The organism is Actinoallomurus sp. NPDC050550 (assembly GCF_040655075.1).
GTDB lineage: Bacteria > Actinomycetota > Actinomycetes > Streptosporangiales > Streptosporangiaceae > Actinoallomurus.
Genome location: NZ_JBFAJC010000005.1, coordinates 166,487 through 180,815, shown reverse-complemented (window position 1 = coordinate 180,815; position 14,329 = coordinate 166,487). Strand labels below are relative to the sequence as shown.

14 protein-coding genes are annotated in these 14,329 nt (G+C 72.0%); 4 read left to right on the top strand and 10 right to left on the bottom strand.

From position 1 onward, the window contains the following. Positions 1–3: 3 nt before the first annotated feature. Positions 4–1,149, top strand: a complete 1,146-nt coding sequence (locus AB0I04_RS09185; protein ID WP_360881756.1) for a glycosyltransferase — start codon at positions 4–6, stop codon at positions 1,147–1,149. On the opposite strand, the gene AB0I04_RS09180 is transcribed toward AB0I04_RS09185, so the two are convergent. The 3 genes from AB0I04_RS09180 to AB0I04_RS09170 are packed head-to-tail and all read right to left on the bottom strand — an operon-like array spanning position 1,135 to position 4,342. Further along, positions 1,135–2,088: a DMT family transporter gene (locus AB0I04_RS09180; RefSeq protein ID WP_360881357.1), complete on the bottom strand. Its 954-nt coding sequence runs from the start codon at positions 2,086–2,088 to the stop codon at positions 1,135–1,137. The genes AB0I04_RS09185 and AB0I04_RS09180 overlap by 15 nt on opposite strands. Beyond that, complete coding sequence (locus tag AB0I04_RS09175) at positions 2,088–2,978, bottom strand: SGNH/GDSL hydrolase family protein (RefSeq protein WP_360881355.1); 891 nt, start codon at positions 2,976–2,978, stop codon at positions 2,088–2,090. The genes AB0I04_RS09180 and AB0I04_RS09175 overlap by 1 nt, the downstream gene beginning before the upstream one ends. Beyond that, the gene (locus AB0I04_RS09170) at positions 2,975–4,342 is read right to left on the bottom strand and encodes a glycosyltransferase (protein ID WP_360881353.1); all 1,368 of its coding nucleotides are present in this window, start codon (positions 4,340–4,342) and stop codon (positions 2,975–2,977) included. The genes AB0I04_RS09175 and AB0I04_RS09170 overlap by 4 nt, the downstream gene beginning before the upstream one ends. 326 nt (positions 4,343–4,668) lie before the next feature. Here AB0I04_RS09170 and AB0I04_RS09165 point away from each other — a divergent pair, with 326 nt between their 5' ends. Genes AB0I04_RS09165 through AB0I04_RS09155 form a run of 3 tightly spaced genes read left to right on the top strand, consistent with a single transcriptional unit; the run spans position 4,669 to position 7,138 of the window. Beyond that, complete coding sequence (locus AB0I04_RS09165; protein WP_360881351.1) at positions 4,669–5,610, top strand: MEDS domain-containing protein; 942 nt, start codon at positions 4,669–4,671, stop codon at positions 5,608–5,610. Beyond that, positions 5,607–6,530, top strand: coding sequence for an ATP-binding protein (locus tag AB0I04_RS09160; protein WP_360881349.1), 924 nt, complete (start codon positions 5,607–5,609; stop codon positions 6,528–6,530). The genes AB0I04_RS09165 and AB0I04_RS09160 overlap by 4 nt, the downstream gene beginning before the upstream one ends. Positions 6,531–6,580: 50 nt before the next feature. Continuing rightward, positions 6,581–7,138, top strand: coding sequence for a hypothetical protein (locus AB0I04_RS09155; RefSeq protein WP_360881347.1), 558 nt, complete (start codon positions 6,581–6,583; stop codon positions 7,136–7,138). A gap of 334 nt (positions 7,139–7,472) precedes the next feature. Here the strand turns inward: AB0I04_RS09155 and AB0I04_RS09150 are convergent, their stop codons facing one another. The 7 genes from AB0I04_RS09150 to AB0I04_RS09120 form a co-directional block, all read right to left on the bottom strand. Continuing rightward, the gene (locus AB0I04_RS09150; protein WP_360881345.1) at positions 7,473–8,735 is read right to left on the bottom strand and encodes a glycoside hydrolase family 76 protein; all 1,263 of its coding nucleotides are present in this window, start codon (positions 8,733–8,735) and stop codon (positions 7,473–7,475) included. Between the two features lie 497 nt (positions 8,736–9,232). Continuing rightward, positions 9,233–9,928 (bottom strand): TetR/AcrR family transcriptional regulator, encoded by a 696-nt coding sequence (locus AB0I04_RS09145; RefSeq protein WP_360881343.1) that lies wholly within the window; start codon positions 9,926–9,928, stop codon positions 9,233–9,235. A 199-nt stretch (positions 9,929–10,127) separates the two neighbouring features. Further along, the gene (locus AB0I04_RS09140; RefSeq protein ID WP_360881341.1) at positions 10,128–10,769 is read right to left on the bottom strand and encodes a class II aldolase/adducin family protein; all 642 of its coding nucleotides are present in this window, start codon (positions 10,767–10,769) and stop codon (positions 10,128–10,130) included. A gap of 112 nt (positions 10,770–10,881) precedes the next feature. Then, a complete protein-coding gene (locus tag AB0I04_RS09135) occupies positions 10,882–11,670 on the bottom strand; it encodes an amidohydrolase family protein (RefSeq protein ID WP_360881339.1) in 789 nt (262 codons plus the stop codon). Beyond that, on the bottom strand, positions 11,667–12,095 hold the full coding sequence (locus tag AB0I04_RS09130; RefSeq protein WP_360881337.1) for a thioesterase family protein: 429 nt from the start codon (positions 12,093–12,095) through the stop codon (positions 11,667–11,669). The genes AB0I04_RS09135 and AB0I04_RS09130 overlap by 4 nt, the downstream gene beginning before the upstream one ends. After that, complete coding sequence (locus tag AB0I04_RS09125; protein WP_360881335.1) at positions 12,092–12,697, bottom strand: TetR/AcrR family transcriptional regulator; 606 nt, start codon at positions 12,695–12,697, stop codon at positions 12,092–12,094. The genes AB0I04_RS09130 and AB0I04_RS09125 overlap by 4 nt, the downstream gene beginning before the upstream one ends. 191 nt (positions 12,698–12,888) lie before the next feature. After that, a complete protein-coding gene (locus tag AB0I04_RS09120; RefSeq protein ID WP_360881333.1) occupies positions 12,889–14,121 on the bottom strand; it encodes an ROK family transcriptional regulator in 1,233 nt (410 codons plus the stop codon). Between the last annotated feature and the right edge of the window lie 208 nt (positions 14,122–14,329).

Below are 14,329 nucleotides of genomic sequence, written 5' to 3'. Positions count from 1 at the left end.
ATCGTGCAGGTCGCCAACTTCTACACCCCGACGTCAGGCGGCCTGCGCATCGCGCTCGACGAACTCGGCCGCGGCTACCGGCAGGCCGGCCATGAGCGGGTCCTCATCGTGCCGGGGCCGGCCGAGTCGGTGGAGCAGACGCCGGCCGGGCAGCGCATCACGGTGCGCGGCCTCAGCCTGCCCGGCCTCGGCGACTACCGGATCCTGACCGGTCGAAGGCGGGTGCTCCGGCTGCTGGACGCCATGCCACCGGACGTTCTGGAGGTCAGCGACAAGATCAGCCTTGGCTGGCTGGCCCGGTGGAGCCGCCGGCACGGCGTGCCGCTCGTACTGTTCTCCCACGAACGCCTGGACGCGATCCTGCTGCCGAGGGTGCCACGCTGGTTCCCGCTGCGTACGGCGGCGAATATCGTCAACCGGCGCCTCAGCCGCCTCGCCGACCGGGTCATCGTCACCTCCGCCTTCTCGGCCGCCGAGTTCGAGCGGATCGGCGCGCCCAGCGTCCGCCGGATCCCGCTGGGCGTCGACCTCGCCACCTTCCGGCCGGAGCCCGAGGTCCCGCCGTGCTCCGCGACCTCCGCGGACCCGTACGGCGACCGGCCGGTACGCCTGGTCACGGTCACCCGTCTGTCGCGGGAGAAGCGCCCGGAGAACGCGATCGACGCCCTGGCCGCGCTGCGCGACCAAGGCGTGGACGCCGCCCTGGTCGTGATCGGTGACGGCCCGCACCGGAGGCGGCTCCGGCGTCGCGCCCGAGGCCTGCCGGTCACCTTCCTCGGGCATCTGTCCGACCGGCGGGCCGTCGCCGGGCTGGTCGCCGCGGCCGACGTCGCGCTGTTCCCCTCCCCGGCGGAGACCTTCGGGCTGGCGACCCTGGAGGCCCTGGCCTGCGGCACACCGGTCGTGGTGCCTCCGGAGGGAGCGGCCCGGGAGCTCCTGGACGGCCCGGGCTCCGGGGCGGTCAGCGACGGTACGCCGAGCGGCATGGCGGACGCGGTGCGCGGCCTGCTGTCGATTCCGGCGGCCCGGCGTCGTGCCGCGGCTCGCGCCGCCGCCGAGCGCTACCCCTGGACGGAGACCGTCGCCGGGCTTTTGCGCGACTACGAGGTCATCGGTCCTGCCGACGCGGAGGTCTCACCCTCCCGGTGAACCGCGTCGCTCATCGTGCAGGCTCGGCGAGGTGGCGAGCACCGCGACGCCGACCACGATGAGCACGATCGCGACCGCGCTCCCCGCGATCACGCCGGCGTTCGCGGCCGGAGGGGCGTCGAAGACCACCATGCCCGCGATCCAGCCGGCCACCGGGTCGGTCACGGTCATCGCCGTCATGGCGGTCGCCAGCGAACCGCCCGCGAAGGCGCTCTGCACCAGGATCGTGCCCAGCACGGTCGAGGCGGCCAGCGCGGCCGGCGGCCAGTCGAGGGCGGTGGCGAGCAGGCCGCGCCGGGCCAGGTCGTCGCCGGCGAACACCACGAATACGGCGGTCAGGCAGAAGCAGATGCCGGCCGCGACGGCGAGCGCGGCGGTGCGGGACTGCGCGTACGACCGGAGCGACCGGGCGGCGAGGAGAAGCAGGCCGATCAGTCCCGCCGCCACCGCCACCACCACTGCCACGGCGGATCCCTGCCCGGTGGTCTGCGGCACCGCGCCGCGGACGGTCACCAGCAGGACCAGCCCGGCGCAGACCACGGCCGCCCCCGACCAGTCCCGGCGCAGTGGCCGACGGCCGCCGAACATCGCGCCGAGAGGGATCGCGAACAGCAGCTGGGTGACCAGCAGAGCCTGCACGATGACGATCGACCCGAAGTGCAGTGCCAGCGCCTGGGCGCCGAAGCCGGTGACACCCGCCGCCCAGCCCAGCAACCACAGGGGGTCGCGCGCGAGCCGGACGAGCAGTTTCGATACGCGCGGCGGCGGGGCTCCCTCCTCGGCGGACGAGGGGTGGCCGCCCGCGCCGACCCGGGTCGGCGACCGCCGCCGCGCGGCGTGGTGCCGCTGTGCGGCGGTTCGTGCCGCACGTTGCTGCAGGGCGGCGGAGACCGCGAACAGCAGCGCGCCGAGCAGCGCCAGCGGGACGCTCAGCACCATCAGGAATCCTCGAGGACACCGCTGCCCGCGGCGGGCTCGGGTGTCAGGGCCGCGAGGACGTTGTCGATCTCCGAGCGCAGGCGCGCGTCGAGCCGTGCGGTCCGCTTCCGGACTCGGTGCCACCACTCGCTGATCCCCATGCGCACCAGGTGAGGCAGCAGGTCGAGGGATCGCCGCAGCACCCACCCCGTCCCCTTGGTCGCCAGCCAGTGCACCTGGGCCCAGGTGCTCGGGGCGGGATGGCTGGGTCGCGGGTCGAGCCGGTCCCACAGGTGAACCCCATGGTCGGCGAGCATGACCGCGAACAGCTGCGCCAGCAGGCGGTGCCCGCGTTCGCTCGGGTGGATGCGGTCGACCCCCCACATGTGCCGGTCGTAGAGGGCCGGGTGCCGGGTCAGGTCGAGGTGGACCGTGCCATGTCGGGCCGCGAGGTGGTCGAGCACCGTGTTGATCGCCTGGATCCGGCGGGCCAGGGGATGCCGGAGCAGGCCGGGGATCCGCAGCATGATGCCAGGATCCGGCAGGCTCGCGGTCAGTACCAGAGCCCCGGCCTCCCTGAGCTGCGCGATGGCCTCGTCCAGGTCGGACGCGATCGTCGCGAGCTCGAACCTCCCGCGCAGCGTGTCGTTGACGCCGACCACCACCGACGCCAGCGTCGGATGCCCCGCCAACGCGTACGGAAGCTGGTCGGCGACCACGTCCCGGACCCGCGCGCCGCAACGGGCGAGATTGATCAGCTCCACGTGTCCCGGAGGCGCGAGCGATTCGCTCAGCAGCGCGGCCCAACCGCGCCAGCCCCCGTCGGGCGCCGGATCGCCGAGCCCGACCGTGACCGAGTCGCCCAAGGCCACGAAACGCAGCACATCGGTGTGTCCCAAGACCGCCGTCATTCCGCGTCCCCGCTCGCAGCCGGCTCGCCCACCGCGCTGGTCCGGCCTGCTGGCTCGCCCACCGCGCTGGTCCGGCCGGCTGGCTCGCCCATTGCGCTGGTCCGGCCGGCCAACTCGTCCATTGCGTCGCCCCGACCCGTTGGCTCGTGCACCGCGCCGCCCCCGCCCGTTGGCTCGTCCACCACGCAGTACCGGCCCGCGGCCGGGGCGACCTGCGAACGTCGCGGATCCGAGCGACCCGGTGGCCCGCCCGTCACGTCATGCGCCCTGAGGAAGCCTTCGACGGCCCCGGACCAGCCGAACCGCTCCGCCTGGGCGCGCGCCAGGCTCCTGCGCAACGAACGCTGCCGGGCGAGGAGGCGTTCGATCGCGTCCGCGTACGCCTTCGGGTCGTCCTCGACGGCGAGCCCGGCCGGCCCGATCACCTCCGGGAGCGCGCTCGCCCGATTGGCCACGACCGGGGTCCCACTGGCCAGCGCCTCGAGCCCCGCCAGGCCGAAGGTCTCCACCGGACCGGGCGCGATGGCGACGTCGGCGGTGGCCAGCAGGGACGCGACCAGCCCTCGCGCGCTGACATGGCCGAAGAACCGGACCGGCAGCCCGGCGGCCTGCGCTTCCAACGCACGCCGACGAGGCCCGTCCCCGACCACGGCGAGGACGGCGGGTACCCCTCGGCGCCGCAGTTCGGCGAGCGCGGCGATCGGCCGGTCGGGACGTTTCTCGGGGGAGAGCCGACTGCAGTGCACCAGGAGGTGTTCGTCGCGGCGCACGATCGAGGACCGGAGTTCCTCGTCGTACCGGGAGGGGGAGAAGGAGGCCAGATCGACGCCCAGCGGCACGCGGACCAGGTTGGGCACGCCGAGCCGGCGGAACTCCTCCGCCGCCCAGTCCGTGGTGCAGACCACGACGTCGAACGAGGCCGCGGTGGCGCGATTCATGCGGTCGGCGAGGCGCTCAGTGGGCAATCCCGGCGGACCCAGCTCGCGCAGCAGGCCGCTGAGGTGCTCGTGGGAGACCATCATCGAGCGCACACCGTGTGCTCTGGCCCACTCACCGGTCCAGCGGAGGGTCGTCCGGTCGGAGACCTCGAGCCGGTCGGGTTCCAGCCGCTCCAGCAGCCGCCGCAGCGAACGCCGCGCGACGATCAGCCGATAGCCGCCGGTCTTCGGGACGATGGGCGCCGGTACCGTGATCACCCGTCCCTGACACGTCTGTTCGTCGTGCGGACCGGACCCCGGAACGATGAGGACCGGTTCGTGCCCGGCCTCGAGATAGCCCGTTCCCAGCTCGCGCAGCGCGGTCCGGAGTCCGCCGGAATGGGGTGCGACCGCGTTGGCCAGCCGCACCACCTTGAAACCACCCACATCAGAAAAGTCGCCTTTCGGGCACGCGGGGCGGCGACGGGGAGATGAGCTGAGGGCGAATCTTCGCCGAAGGGTGATCAGCGCTGGACAGCCGCGAAGTGGGTGATAAGGGCGCTTTTCCGGGTAGACGGGGCGAACGGAGGGAGGACGGCCCGGCCGGGGGGGCGTACGGAGGTGCCCGGCGTTCGTGGGAGGCGTGACCGGCCTGGTCGCGATCCGGCGTGCTGGGGGCTTGCGCCCCGGGCGGACCGGCGGGCCGTTACATTCGTACGATCCCAGTCGCGCCGGCGGGTCGCGGCCGTCGGTGCGGTGGAAGAGGTGGCGCGGTGAGCTTGGAAACAGGGGCTCAGGTCACGGACCTGACGGTCAACGATCACGCGTGCCTGACCTTCGGGGAGAGCGAAGAGCTCGCCGATCTGACCGCCGCGTTCGTCCGCGACGGGCTGGCGGCGGGATCGCGGGTGGTATGGCTCAGCGACACCCCGCAGGCGGCAGCGGTCGAGCTGGGCAGGCGCGGACTCGGCACCGCCACCGCCCCGGCGGATCCTTCGGCCGAAGGGACGGCGGCCGCGGGCGCCGGGCCGATCGCGGTCGTGGACTGCCAGGAAGGTCTGATGGCCGGGCGGGCGTTCGAGGTCGAGCGGGCGGTGGGCTGGCTGCGTGAGCAGGTCGCGGTCGCCCAGCGGAAGGGGTACCGGGGCCTGCGGGTCGCTCTCGACATGGCATGGGCGCTGCGGCCGGTCGACGGTATCGAGCAGCTCCCCGTGTTCGAGCGGGAGATCGCCGCCATGGTCGGCGAGCTGGCGACGCGAACGGCATGTGGCCCGGGCTCGACCGCAGAGGCCACCGCCGCTCTGTCGGTGCTGTGCCAGTACGACCGGGAACGGTTCGACCCCGTGACCCTCGCCTCGGTCACCCCCTTCCACGCCCATTCGGTCGCGGCGGCCACCTATCACGACGACGAACTGCTGCGGATCTGCCGTCAGTACGCGCCGCCGGGGATCCGCATCGCCGGACAGATCGACGTGCAGGCTCAGGAGGCCCTCGCGCTCGCCCTGAGCGAGGCGATCCGCGTCGACGGCGACATCACCGTCAACATGGCGGAGCTGACCTTCATCGACGTCTCCACCACCCGCATGATCGTGGATGCCGCGCGCAGCATCGCCCACCCTCGCCGCGTGATCCTCAAGTCCCATCCGGCGATCGAGTCCCGGTTCGTGATCCTGGGCGTCGCCGATCTGCCCAACGTCGATGTGAGCCGACGATGAGCCACGACACGCCGTACGACCGCCGCCCGGGCCCCGGCCGCGTACAGGGTGACGAAGCGGCGCCGGCGGCCCGCGACGCCTCGCCGCCGATCCTCGACCAGCTCTTCGACGGCGGCTCCCTGTACGCCCTGCGTTCGGCGGTCGAGGCCCACGCCGTCGCGGCGGGCATGCCGCAGGGCCGCGCCGAGGACATCGTCATCTGCGTGCACGAACTGGCGACCAACGCCATCCGGCACGGTGCCGGGGCAGGACGGGCGCGCATCTGGCACCTGCCCGGCCATCTTCGCTGCCAGGTCGACGATGGCGACGGCGCGCCCTCGGCCGTTCGTGATGACCCGGCCGCCGACGGCGCCGATCCGGTCCATCCAGGCGGCCGGCCGACGCCCGGTGACGACATCGCCGACCGGTGGCCCTACCGGCACGGCCACGGGCTGTGGCTCATCCGCTGTGCCGCCGACACCCTCAGCCTCCACTCCGGCCCGGCCGGCACCCATGCCATCCTCACCTTCACGCTTCCGCGGCCGGGCCCCCGCCCGCCCTTCCACCTCACCTCACGCGCCCTGCCGGCCGATGAGGAGACCGGCCGGCGGCGCCTGGTGGTCACCGCCACCGGCGATCTGGACCTGCGGGCGGGTTCGGAACTCCTCGCCACGGTCACCGACCTCCTGAAGGATCACCCGGCGGACCTGATCCTCGATCTGCGGGGGCTGGCCTTCTGGGACACCGCGGGGATGGCCTCGGTGTCCTCCGTCCAGCACCACGTCGACCAGGATCCGGCCGCGAGCGTCACGATCGTGGGCCCGGAAGCGCTGCACCGACGCCTCCGAAACGCCGGCCTCGCCGAGAAGCTCACGTTCGCCGACGACATCGACGCCGCCGTCCGCCCGGCCGAGGACACCGGCCGCGACTCGGCGGACTGACGGTAGCGGGAGATATACTCTCCGTAGTCATCGTGCTACTGTTCGGTGAGATGATGCCTCGACGTGCTGGTCTTCCTCGCCGTACGCGCCTGAGCCTGACGGTCATCGCGGCCGCCGCGGTCCTCACCGGGTGCGCGCGGGGAGAGCACGGCTCTGCCGGCGGCGCCCCGACGACCCCGGTCGTGACCTCTGCGACACCGGCTCCCGCCTCGGCCGCCGCGACTGCGACGCCGACTCCGGCGTCGCCCACCCCGCGGCCGACGGCGAACCGCAGCGCGCTGAAGGCCTGCAAGAGCGGCAAGTGCGAGGTCACGGTGACCCGCGGGGTCGATATCCCGGTGGACGCGCGGCGATTCCAGGTCGGCACCATCAACGTCCGGTCCATCGACGATCACCAGGTGTCCTTGGTGATCACGCTTCCCGGGTCCGCGAACCGCCTCGACTGTCAGAGCGACGAGGACTGCGACAGCAGCGTCGTCGGCGGCACGAACACCAACACGGGAAACGTGACCGCGCACGCCGGTGCGGTGATCACGGTCAACCGGCTCGTCATCCAGGTGGTGTCGGTCGGCAACGGTTCGGCCGTCCTCCGCCTGAAGCCGGCCTGAGCTTGAAGTCGGTCGCAGTCTGAAGCCGGCCTGAGTCTGACTGAACCCGGTCTGAGCCTGAAGCCGCCCTGGGCTGCGGCGTGCCCGCGCCACCGTTCGACATTGTCGGCAGGACGCTGTTGACGTGCCCGGATGTGCCTCATAGCGTCCCGGAAGGCCACAGGGACGGACCGTCCTCCAGAGCCCATGACGTACGAGCCGCCGGCCGGTTCCGCCGAGGAAGCGGACCCGCCGCGCACCTCCGCCGAGCGGAGCCGATGCTCGCCCCTTCCCCCTGGTTCACGGGCGGGGTGCCCCCCGGCACCCCGCCCGTAAGCCGTCTCCGGCCGTGAGCTCAGGCCAGCAGCCGATAGTCGCGCGGCCTCCAGGCCAGGAGGCCGTAGATCTGCACCATCGCCGACTGCTCCAGGAGCGTCACCTGGTTCCCGCCGGTGAAGCTGAACCGGCCGCTGTCCAGGTCGGTCGGGAAGATGCCCGTCCGCTGGTCCCGGACCTTGTCCCAGACCGTGTCGGCATAGCGCTGGATGACCTTCCGGTACGCCGGGTCAGGGGACTGGGAGTCGAGGATCAGCAGGTTCTTGAAGAAGATGGCGTTGAACCGCGCCGGCTGGGTGAACCACCGGTCGTCCGCGGAGTAGAAGGAGATCGCCGCGGCGGCGATCGCCCGTGCCTTGTCCAGGTACGTCCGGTCGCCCGTGGCCTGGTAGAGAAGCGTGGCCGCGCCGAGCATCACGCCCTGGTTGTACGACCACTGGGTCTTCTCGATCGTGCCCTTGAGGTCGATGTGGTCCCAGTAGAGGCCGTTGGGCGCGCGCAGGCAGCCGTCCGCCCAGGCGAACATCCGCTTCGCCCAGGTCAGGTACTCCGGCTTCCGTGTGCGCAGGTACAGCTGCAGGCCGAGCTCCGCGCCGGGGCCGTTGGACACCGTGTTACGGTCCTGGCTCCACGGGGCCTGCGTCCAGTACACCCCGCCTGGGCACGGGTGCGAAGGGTCGGTGTCCCAGCCGTGCACCACGAGGCGGAAGATCTGGTCGGCCCGGGCCAGCGCGGCCTTGTCCCCGGTCTGCTTGTGGTGCTGGACGAGGGCGAGCCCGATCCACTCATTGTCGTCGTAGAACTTGTCGCCGCCCTGGCCGAGCGGCGGGCGCAGGTACGAGTCGTAGCCGGGCGGATCGGTCTGGCCGTTCCAGTACGCCTCCAGCGCCCGCAGCCGGTCGGTGACGTCGCCGGCGTAGCGGCCGCCCCCGGGCAGGCCGGCGAGGGTGAGCGTGCCGACGAGCGCCTGCGAGTACGGCCAGACGTAGGAGTAGGGGTTGTCCTGTTCCCGGTGTGGATAGGTCTCGAGGTAGAGGCCGTGGTCGGCGGCGAGGTAACGCTGGAGGGCGCGGTAGGAGGCCGTGGCACGGGCCACCGCGCCACTGGTGTCGCTCGCCGTCGCCGGGCCCGCGGTCAGCGGCACGGCCAGCACGGTGGCGACCACCGCCGCGACCACGGACCAGATGACCCGCATCGTCGTGCTGATCTTCTTCGGCGCCGGGTCGTGCCCGGTCCCGCTCGGCCGACGCCGGCCGGGGTGATGGTGAAGCTCGATGGTCATTGCGCTCGTCCGATCGAGTAGAGGCGGGCGACGGACGGCGCGACACGACGCGCGTGGTCGCCACGCAGAGGGGCGGGAAGGGGTCGGATGGCGCGCCCGAGATCCGGCCACTCGGTGTGAGCAAAGTGACAATAATGGCAAATCGGTCGAGAAGTAAAGAGTGCGAATCTCTGGCCCGGCGAGAGCGATGACCCGGAGACGCCGCCGCGCGCCGCCTGTCGCCACCTCCGGACGGTCACGCGCCATCGGAGCATGATAATCCCAGCTCAGAGGCTATTTTTTGAGTGCGACCGAACCGACCTGAGTGCCCGTGGAGGGCGGATGGCGATGCCCGTCGGCATCGAGACGGGTGGGTCGCCGCCGTTCCCTCCGAGCATCAATTGACATCGCGGTCAGACAAATGACGCGACCCGAAGAGCATGGGTCACCTGCGGGATCGGCGACCGACCCCGGTCGCCCGCATGGGAGGGACGGACGTCATCCGTTGCGGCGTCGTGTCATGTCACGTCGTCGGCGGGTGTGGCAGTGTGCGCGATGCCGTGGATCAGGGCCTGGACGCCCCAGGACAGCCGCTCCGGCCCGGTGCCGGACAGCAGCTGCGAGGCGAGCGCGGCGATGTGCGGGTGCGTCTGCGCGGACGCACCGTGCACGGCCCGGGAGATGGCGTCCCACTCGTCCTGGGCGGTGGCTGATTCGTCCCGGGTGGCGTGCTCGGCCGCCGTCGCCGTCGCGACTTGCAGCAGCAGGTCGACTCCCCAGGCCGCCTGGGCGGGCGCGACGCCACCCTCGTCGAGCAGGGCAAGCAGCGTCTCGATCAGGTTGAGGTAGTGCCGGCCGCCGGGGCGGGACACCAGCGCGGACCGGGCCAGACTGGGATGCTCGAACAGCACGAGCGTGTAGGAGGTCAGGAGCCCCTCCAGCCGCGCGCGCCAGTCTCCTCCGGCCGGGGGTGGCTCGACGGTGCCCAGGAGCTCGTCGAGCACCGCGGCGTGCAGTTCGGCGGTGTTGCGGAAGTAGACGTACAACGAGGCGGGACCGGTGTCGAGCTCCTGAGCCAAGCGGCGCGCCGTGACCTTCTGCAGACCCTCGGCCCGCATGATCTCCACCGCCGTGGCCACGATGCCCTCGCGGGTCAGGGCCGGCTTGGCCGGTCGTTCTCGGCGGCTGCGTGGGGACTCGGAACGCGCTGTCATGCCCGCAGCCTAGCGAACACGCTCGTCACGAACGCGTTCGTCAGGACTGCCGCGGGCGGGGTCGTCCGGCCGTGCGTTCATCGCGGCGAACACCGCCCTCCGGCTCGCCGACGCCGACGCCGTGGTCAAGGTGCGCCGCGTGATCGAGACGTTTCTGGCATCCGCACACTGAGCCGACCTGACGCGTCGGCCCGCTCCGTCACGCCGGTGGTGCCTGCCCGTAGCCGGCCAGCCTGCCGGCCACCCGTTCGATCTCTTCGGCGTCGAGAAGCCGTGGCCGTCCGACGCTCGCGGCTCGCAGGTAGAGCTCGCTCACCCATTCCAGGTACTCGTTCCGCGAACACGCGGTGCGCAGGTCGGGGCCGATCGTCACGGTCCCGTGATTGCCGAGGATGCACGCGGCGGATCTGCGCAGCGCGCGGACCGCGTTGTCCGCGAGTTCCGGCGTTCCGTACGTCGCGTAGGGGGTGACCAGGACCGGTCCGCCGTACATCGCGACCATGTAGTGGATGGGCGGGAGTTCGTCGACGAGCGTCGACAGCACGGTGGCGGCCGTCGAGTGCGTGTGCACGATGGCGGAGGTCTCCGTCGCGGCGTACACCGCCAGGTGCAGCGGCATCTCCGAGGTGGGCGCCAGCGGGGCCTCGACGGGGGTCCCGTCCAGCCGGTGGACGCCGACGAGGTCCGCCGTCATCCGCGCGTAGTCGAGCCCGCTCGGGGTCACGGCGACGCGCTCGCCGACGCGTACGCTGACGTTGCCGGAGGTGCCGGGCATGAGGCCGGCGGCGGACAGGCGCCGGCACACCTCCACGATCTCTTCGCGGATCTCACCGAGCAACATTGACGCTCCTCTTCGGACAACGCTTCCGCCGCTTATCGCACGATCGTCCGAGTCCTACCGAATTTTCCGACCCGTCGGCAAGGCCCACCTGGCTCAGGCGTCCTCTCGTTCCTCAGCGGCCGAGCGGGCGCGAGCCGTGGTAGAAGGCGGCCGCGTTGTCGTGCAGCACCGCCTGGACGTGGTCCGGCCCGACCGCGTCGGCCAGCAGGTGCAGGTCGTCCTCGTGGAACGGGCGCCGGGCACGGGTGGACGGCAGATCGGTGCCGAACATGAGGGCCTCCGGGTTGACGGCGACCACGGCCTGAGCCGCCTTGGTCACGTCGAGGTCGACGCGGCCGAAACCGGTCGCCTTGACCCGGGCGCCGCGTTCGACCAGCGCGAGCAGGTGCGGCAGTCCGTCTTCGGAGAGCCCGAGGTGATCGACGCTCACCGCCGGGAGGGTGCTCAGCACGGGAGTCAGGTCCGGCAGGTCACGTGCGTCGATGTACAGCTCGGTGTGCCACCCGGCGACCTCGTGGACGCGGCGGGCCAGGGCGTCCAGGTGCTCGAGGGTCTCCGAGCCGCCCCGGCGCACGTTGAACCGCACCGCCCGTACGCCCTGCGTGTCCAGCCGCGCGATCTCCTCGTCGGTCACCGAGGCGGTCAACTGGGTGACGCCCACGAACCCCTCGCCCAGCCGCCGGAGGGCGTCCACCAGGTAGGCCTGGTCGAACCCCTGGAAGGAGCCGGACACCACCGCCCCGCCGACCACTCCGAGCGCGCGAGTCCGCAGCCGGTAGTCATCCACCGTGAACGCGGGCGGGAGATAGCCGTTGTTCCGGATGAGCGGGAACCGGGGATCGATGATGTGCAGGTGGGCGTCGAACACCCGGCTATCGCCGCCGCGGGCGTCCGCGTTCACGCGAGGCCCCTCGCCGCGGCCCGGTCGGCGAGGCGTTCCTCGAAACGACCCAGGTCGATCACCGCACGCCGGTGCGTGCCCCGGCACACGATCGCCGCGTCGTCCTTGGCCTGTACGGCGAAGGTGAGACGGCGACCGTCGACGACGGTCAACTCGACGTCGATGGTGACCGCGCAGCCGGGCGGAGTGGCGGCCTCATGGCTGAGGTCGACGTGCACGCCGACGGTGCGTTCGCCCTCGTCGAGATGACCAGCGAGCGCCCGCATGCAGGTCCATTCGACCAACCCGACGAGATAACCGGTCGCCAGCACGGACGGCATCCCGCCGAACTCGTCCGATTCCGGCAGCAGATGCGGGACGGTCCGGGTCTCGGGCACGCGGTAGTCGAGCGTCGCGGCCAGGCCGGGGCGCAGGGACGATCTCATATGGTCCTCCGTTCGGTCGCGGGCTCGGTGTCGTGGTCGTCGAAGCGCCCCATGAGCCGGGCGGCGGCCGCTCTGGCCCGGCGCATGGCCGTACGGTCGCCGGCCACGACCACGCGCGCGTTGGCCCCGTCGATGAGCATGAGGAGGGCGAAGCCCAGCTCTTCGGGGTCGGGAGCGCCTGCCTGCCGCGCCAGCGAGGTCAGAGTCTCGCGCAGCCAGTCCTTGTAGGAGGCGATCACCGTACGGGCGGGATGGGCCGGGTCGGGCAGTTCTACAGCGGCGTTGGTGAACGGGCAACCGCGGAACCCCTCCCGGCCGTGCCCCTGGGCGAGCCAGTCGAACACGGCCAGGATCCGGTCGACGCCCTGGGCGTCGCTCTGGGCCAAGAACGAGGTCAGAACCTCCTGGCGCCGCCGGCGGCGCTGGTCGAGCACGGCGGCGACGAGGTTCTCCTTGGACCCGAACTGCGCGTAGAGCGTGGGCTTGGAGACACCGGCCCGCTCCACCAGCGTGTCGACGCCCGTGGCCCGGATCCCCTCCGCGTAGAAGACCTCGGCCGCGACGTCGAGGAGTCGCCGACCGCCTGGGCTCAACCCGTCCATGGAATGCATACTTACAGGTCAGTAAAGTCGTGACAAGGCCCCCGCGCGGGTGTGCCGGACCGGCGGGCTCTTCCGCGCGCCGTCCGTTGGCTCTCTCGCGCGCCGTTCCCGGCTCTTCCGCGCGCCGTCCGTTGGCTCTCTCGCGCGCCGTTCCCGGCTCTTCCGCGCGCCGCCCCTTCGCTCGGCCGTGCTCAGCCGGCCGAGCGTCGATGCTCGACCGGGAGAACGGTCTCACCGTTGAGGAAACGCTCGATTGGCAGGGTCGCCGCGCCGAGCGCCACCGCCTCCGGCCCCAGTCGGCCCAGCTCGATCGAGGTCTCGGAGAACGCGTGCCGGAGCGAGTGCCGGCGGGCGGCGTCGCGGATCCGTGGCAGTAGCCGCTCGCCGAGCAGCAGGCCGGCCCAGCCGCCCAGGATGATCCGCTCGGGATTGAACAGGTTGATCAGGTCGGAGAGGCCGACTCCGAGGTAGAGCGCGGTCTCCTCCAGGACGCTCTCCGCCTCACCCGCACCATTCGCGGCCGCGTCGAGCAGGGCGGCCAGCGCGGACTCCTCGTCCTGGCCCGGCGGCGCGCCCGCGTAACGGTCGAGGATGGCCTCGGCGCCGACATACGCCTCCAGGCATCCCTGGGCGCCGCACCGGCACTCGCGGCCACCGACCACGACGGTCGTGTGGCCCCACTCACCGGCGCTGGACGTGGAGCCTCGGTGTGTCCGGCCGTGCGCGATGACGCTCGCGCCGACACCCGAGCCGATGAGGCACACCACCGCGTGCTGGGCGCCCCGCCCCGCGCCGAACCACATCTCCGCGCGGCCCATCGTCTTGGCGCCGTTGTCGATGTGCAGGGGAAGGTCGGTGCCGGCCCGCAACAGACGCCCGAGAGGGACCGCGTCCCAGCCGTACGTCTGGCCGTGCACGATGACCTCGTCGCCCTGCTCGACGACGCCGGGGACGCCGATGCCCACACCCAGGATCGCCGAGGGGCCGACGCCGGCGTCGGCCAGCACGGCGGACAGTCCCTCCAGGATCCGGTCGACGATCGTCGTCACGCCGTGTTCGCGGGGGTCCAGCGGGTAGTCGGCCGTGGCCCGCTCGGTCATCGCCAGGTCGAACAGCTCGACGCGGACCCGGGTCTCGCCGACGTCCACGCCGATGACGTAGCCGTGGTCCTGGTTGATGCGCAGCAGGACGCGGGGCCGGCCGCCGTCGGAGTCGACCGCGCCGGCCTCGTGCACGATGTCCTCGTCGATCAGTTCGCGGACGACGTTGCTGACCGAGGCGGGGGACAGGCCGGTCGTCCGGCTCAGCTCCTGGCGCGTGGAGGGTTGGTCGAAGTAGAGCGACCAGAGCAGCACCGACCGGTTGTCGCGCCGGAGATCCCGCACCGTGCCCCGTCGGCGCTCCGGTGTGACGTGCTCCCACATATCGACCTCCCCGAGTAGTTCAGATCTTATAACAAGCGCTCGAAGAAGCCTCGGGCCGGGTGTTACGCACTCTTGACGACCCCTTTCACCGGAGGTTAAATCACGTCATTAAATAAGGCGTATATCAAGTCTGCCCGGCGCGCGGACCCCGCACTCCGCGCCCGGACCCGTGCTCCACGTGCGGACCCGCACCCCGGTCCTCCTCCCC

What these genes read in the sequence shown, in the direction of transcription:
- AB0I04_RS09180 (WP_360881357.1), bottom strand. Translation starts at nt 2,088, where the DNA reads ATGGTGCTGAGCGTCCCGCTGGCGCTGCTCGGCGCGCTGCTGTTCGCG.
- AB0I04_RS09175 (WP_360881355.1), bottom strand. Translation starts at nt 2,978, where the DNA reads ATGACGGCGGTCTTGGGACACACCGATGTGCTGCGTTTCGTGGCCTTG.
- AB0I04_RS09160 (WP_360881349.1), top strand. Translation starts at nt 5,607, where the DNA reads ATGAGCCACGACACGCCGTACGACCGCCGCCCGGGCCCCGGCCGCGTA.
- AB0I04_RS09155 (WP_360881347.1), top strand. Translation starts at nt 6,581, where the DNA reads ATGATGCCTCGACGTGCTGGTCTTCCTCGCCGTACGCGCCTGAGCCTG.
- AB0I04_RS09150 (WP_360881345.1), bottom strand. Translation starts at nt 8,735, where the DNA reads ATGACCATCGAGCTTCACCATCACCCCGGCCGGCGTCGGCCGAGCGGG.
- AB0I04_RS09145 (WP_360881343.1), bottom strand. Translation starts at nt 9,928, where the DNA reads ATGACAGCGCGTTCCGAGTCCCCACGCAGCCGCCGAGAACGACCGGCC.
- AB0I04_RS09140 (WP_360881341.1), bottom strand. Translation starts at nt 10,769, where the DNA reads ATGTTGCTCGGTGAGATCCGCGAAGAGATCGTGGAGGTGTGCCGGCGC.
- AB0I04_RS09130 (WP_360881337.1), bottom strand. Translation starts at nt 12,095, where the DNA reads ATGAGATCGTCCCTGCGCCCCGGCCTGGCCGCGACGCTCGACTACCGC.
- AB0I04_RS09125 (WP_360881335.1), bottom strand. Translation starts at nt 12,697, where the DNA reads ATGGACGGGTTGAGCCCAGGCGGTCGGCGACTCCTCGACGTCGCGGCC.
- AB0I04_RS09120 (WP_360881333.1), bottom strand. Translation starts at nt 14,121, where the DNA reads ATGTGGGAGCACGTCACACCGGAGCGCCGACGGGGCACGGTGCGGGAT.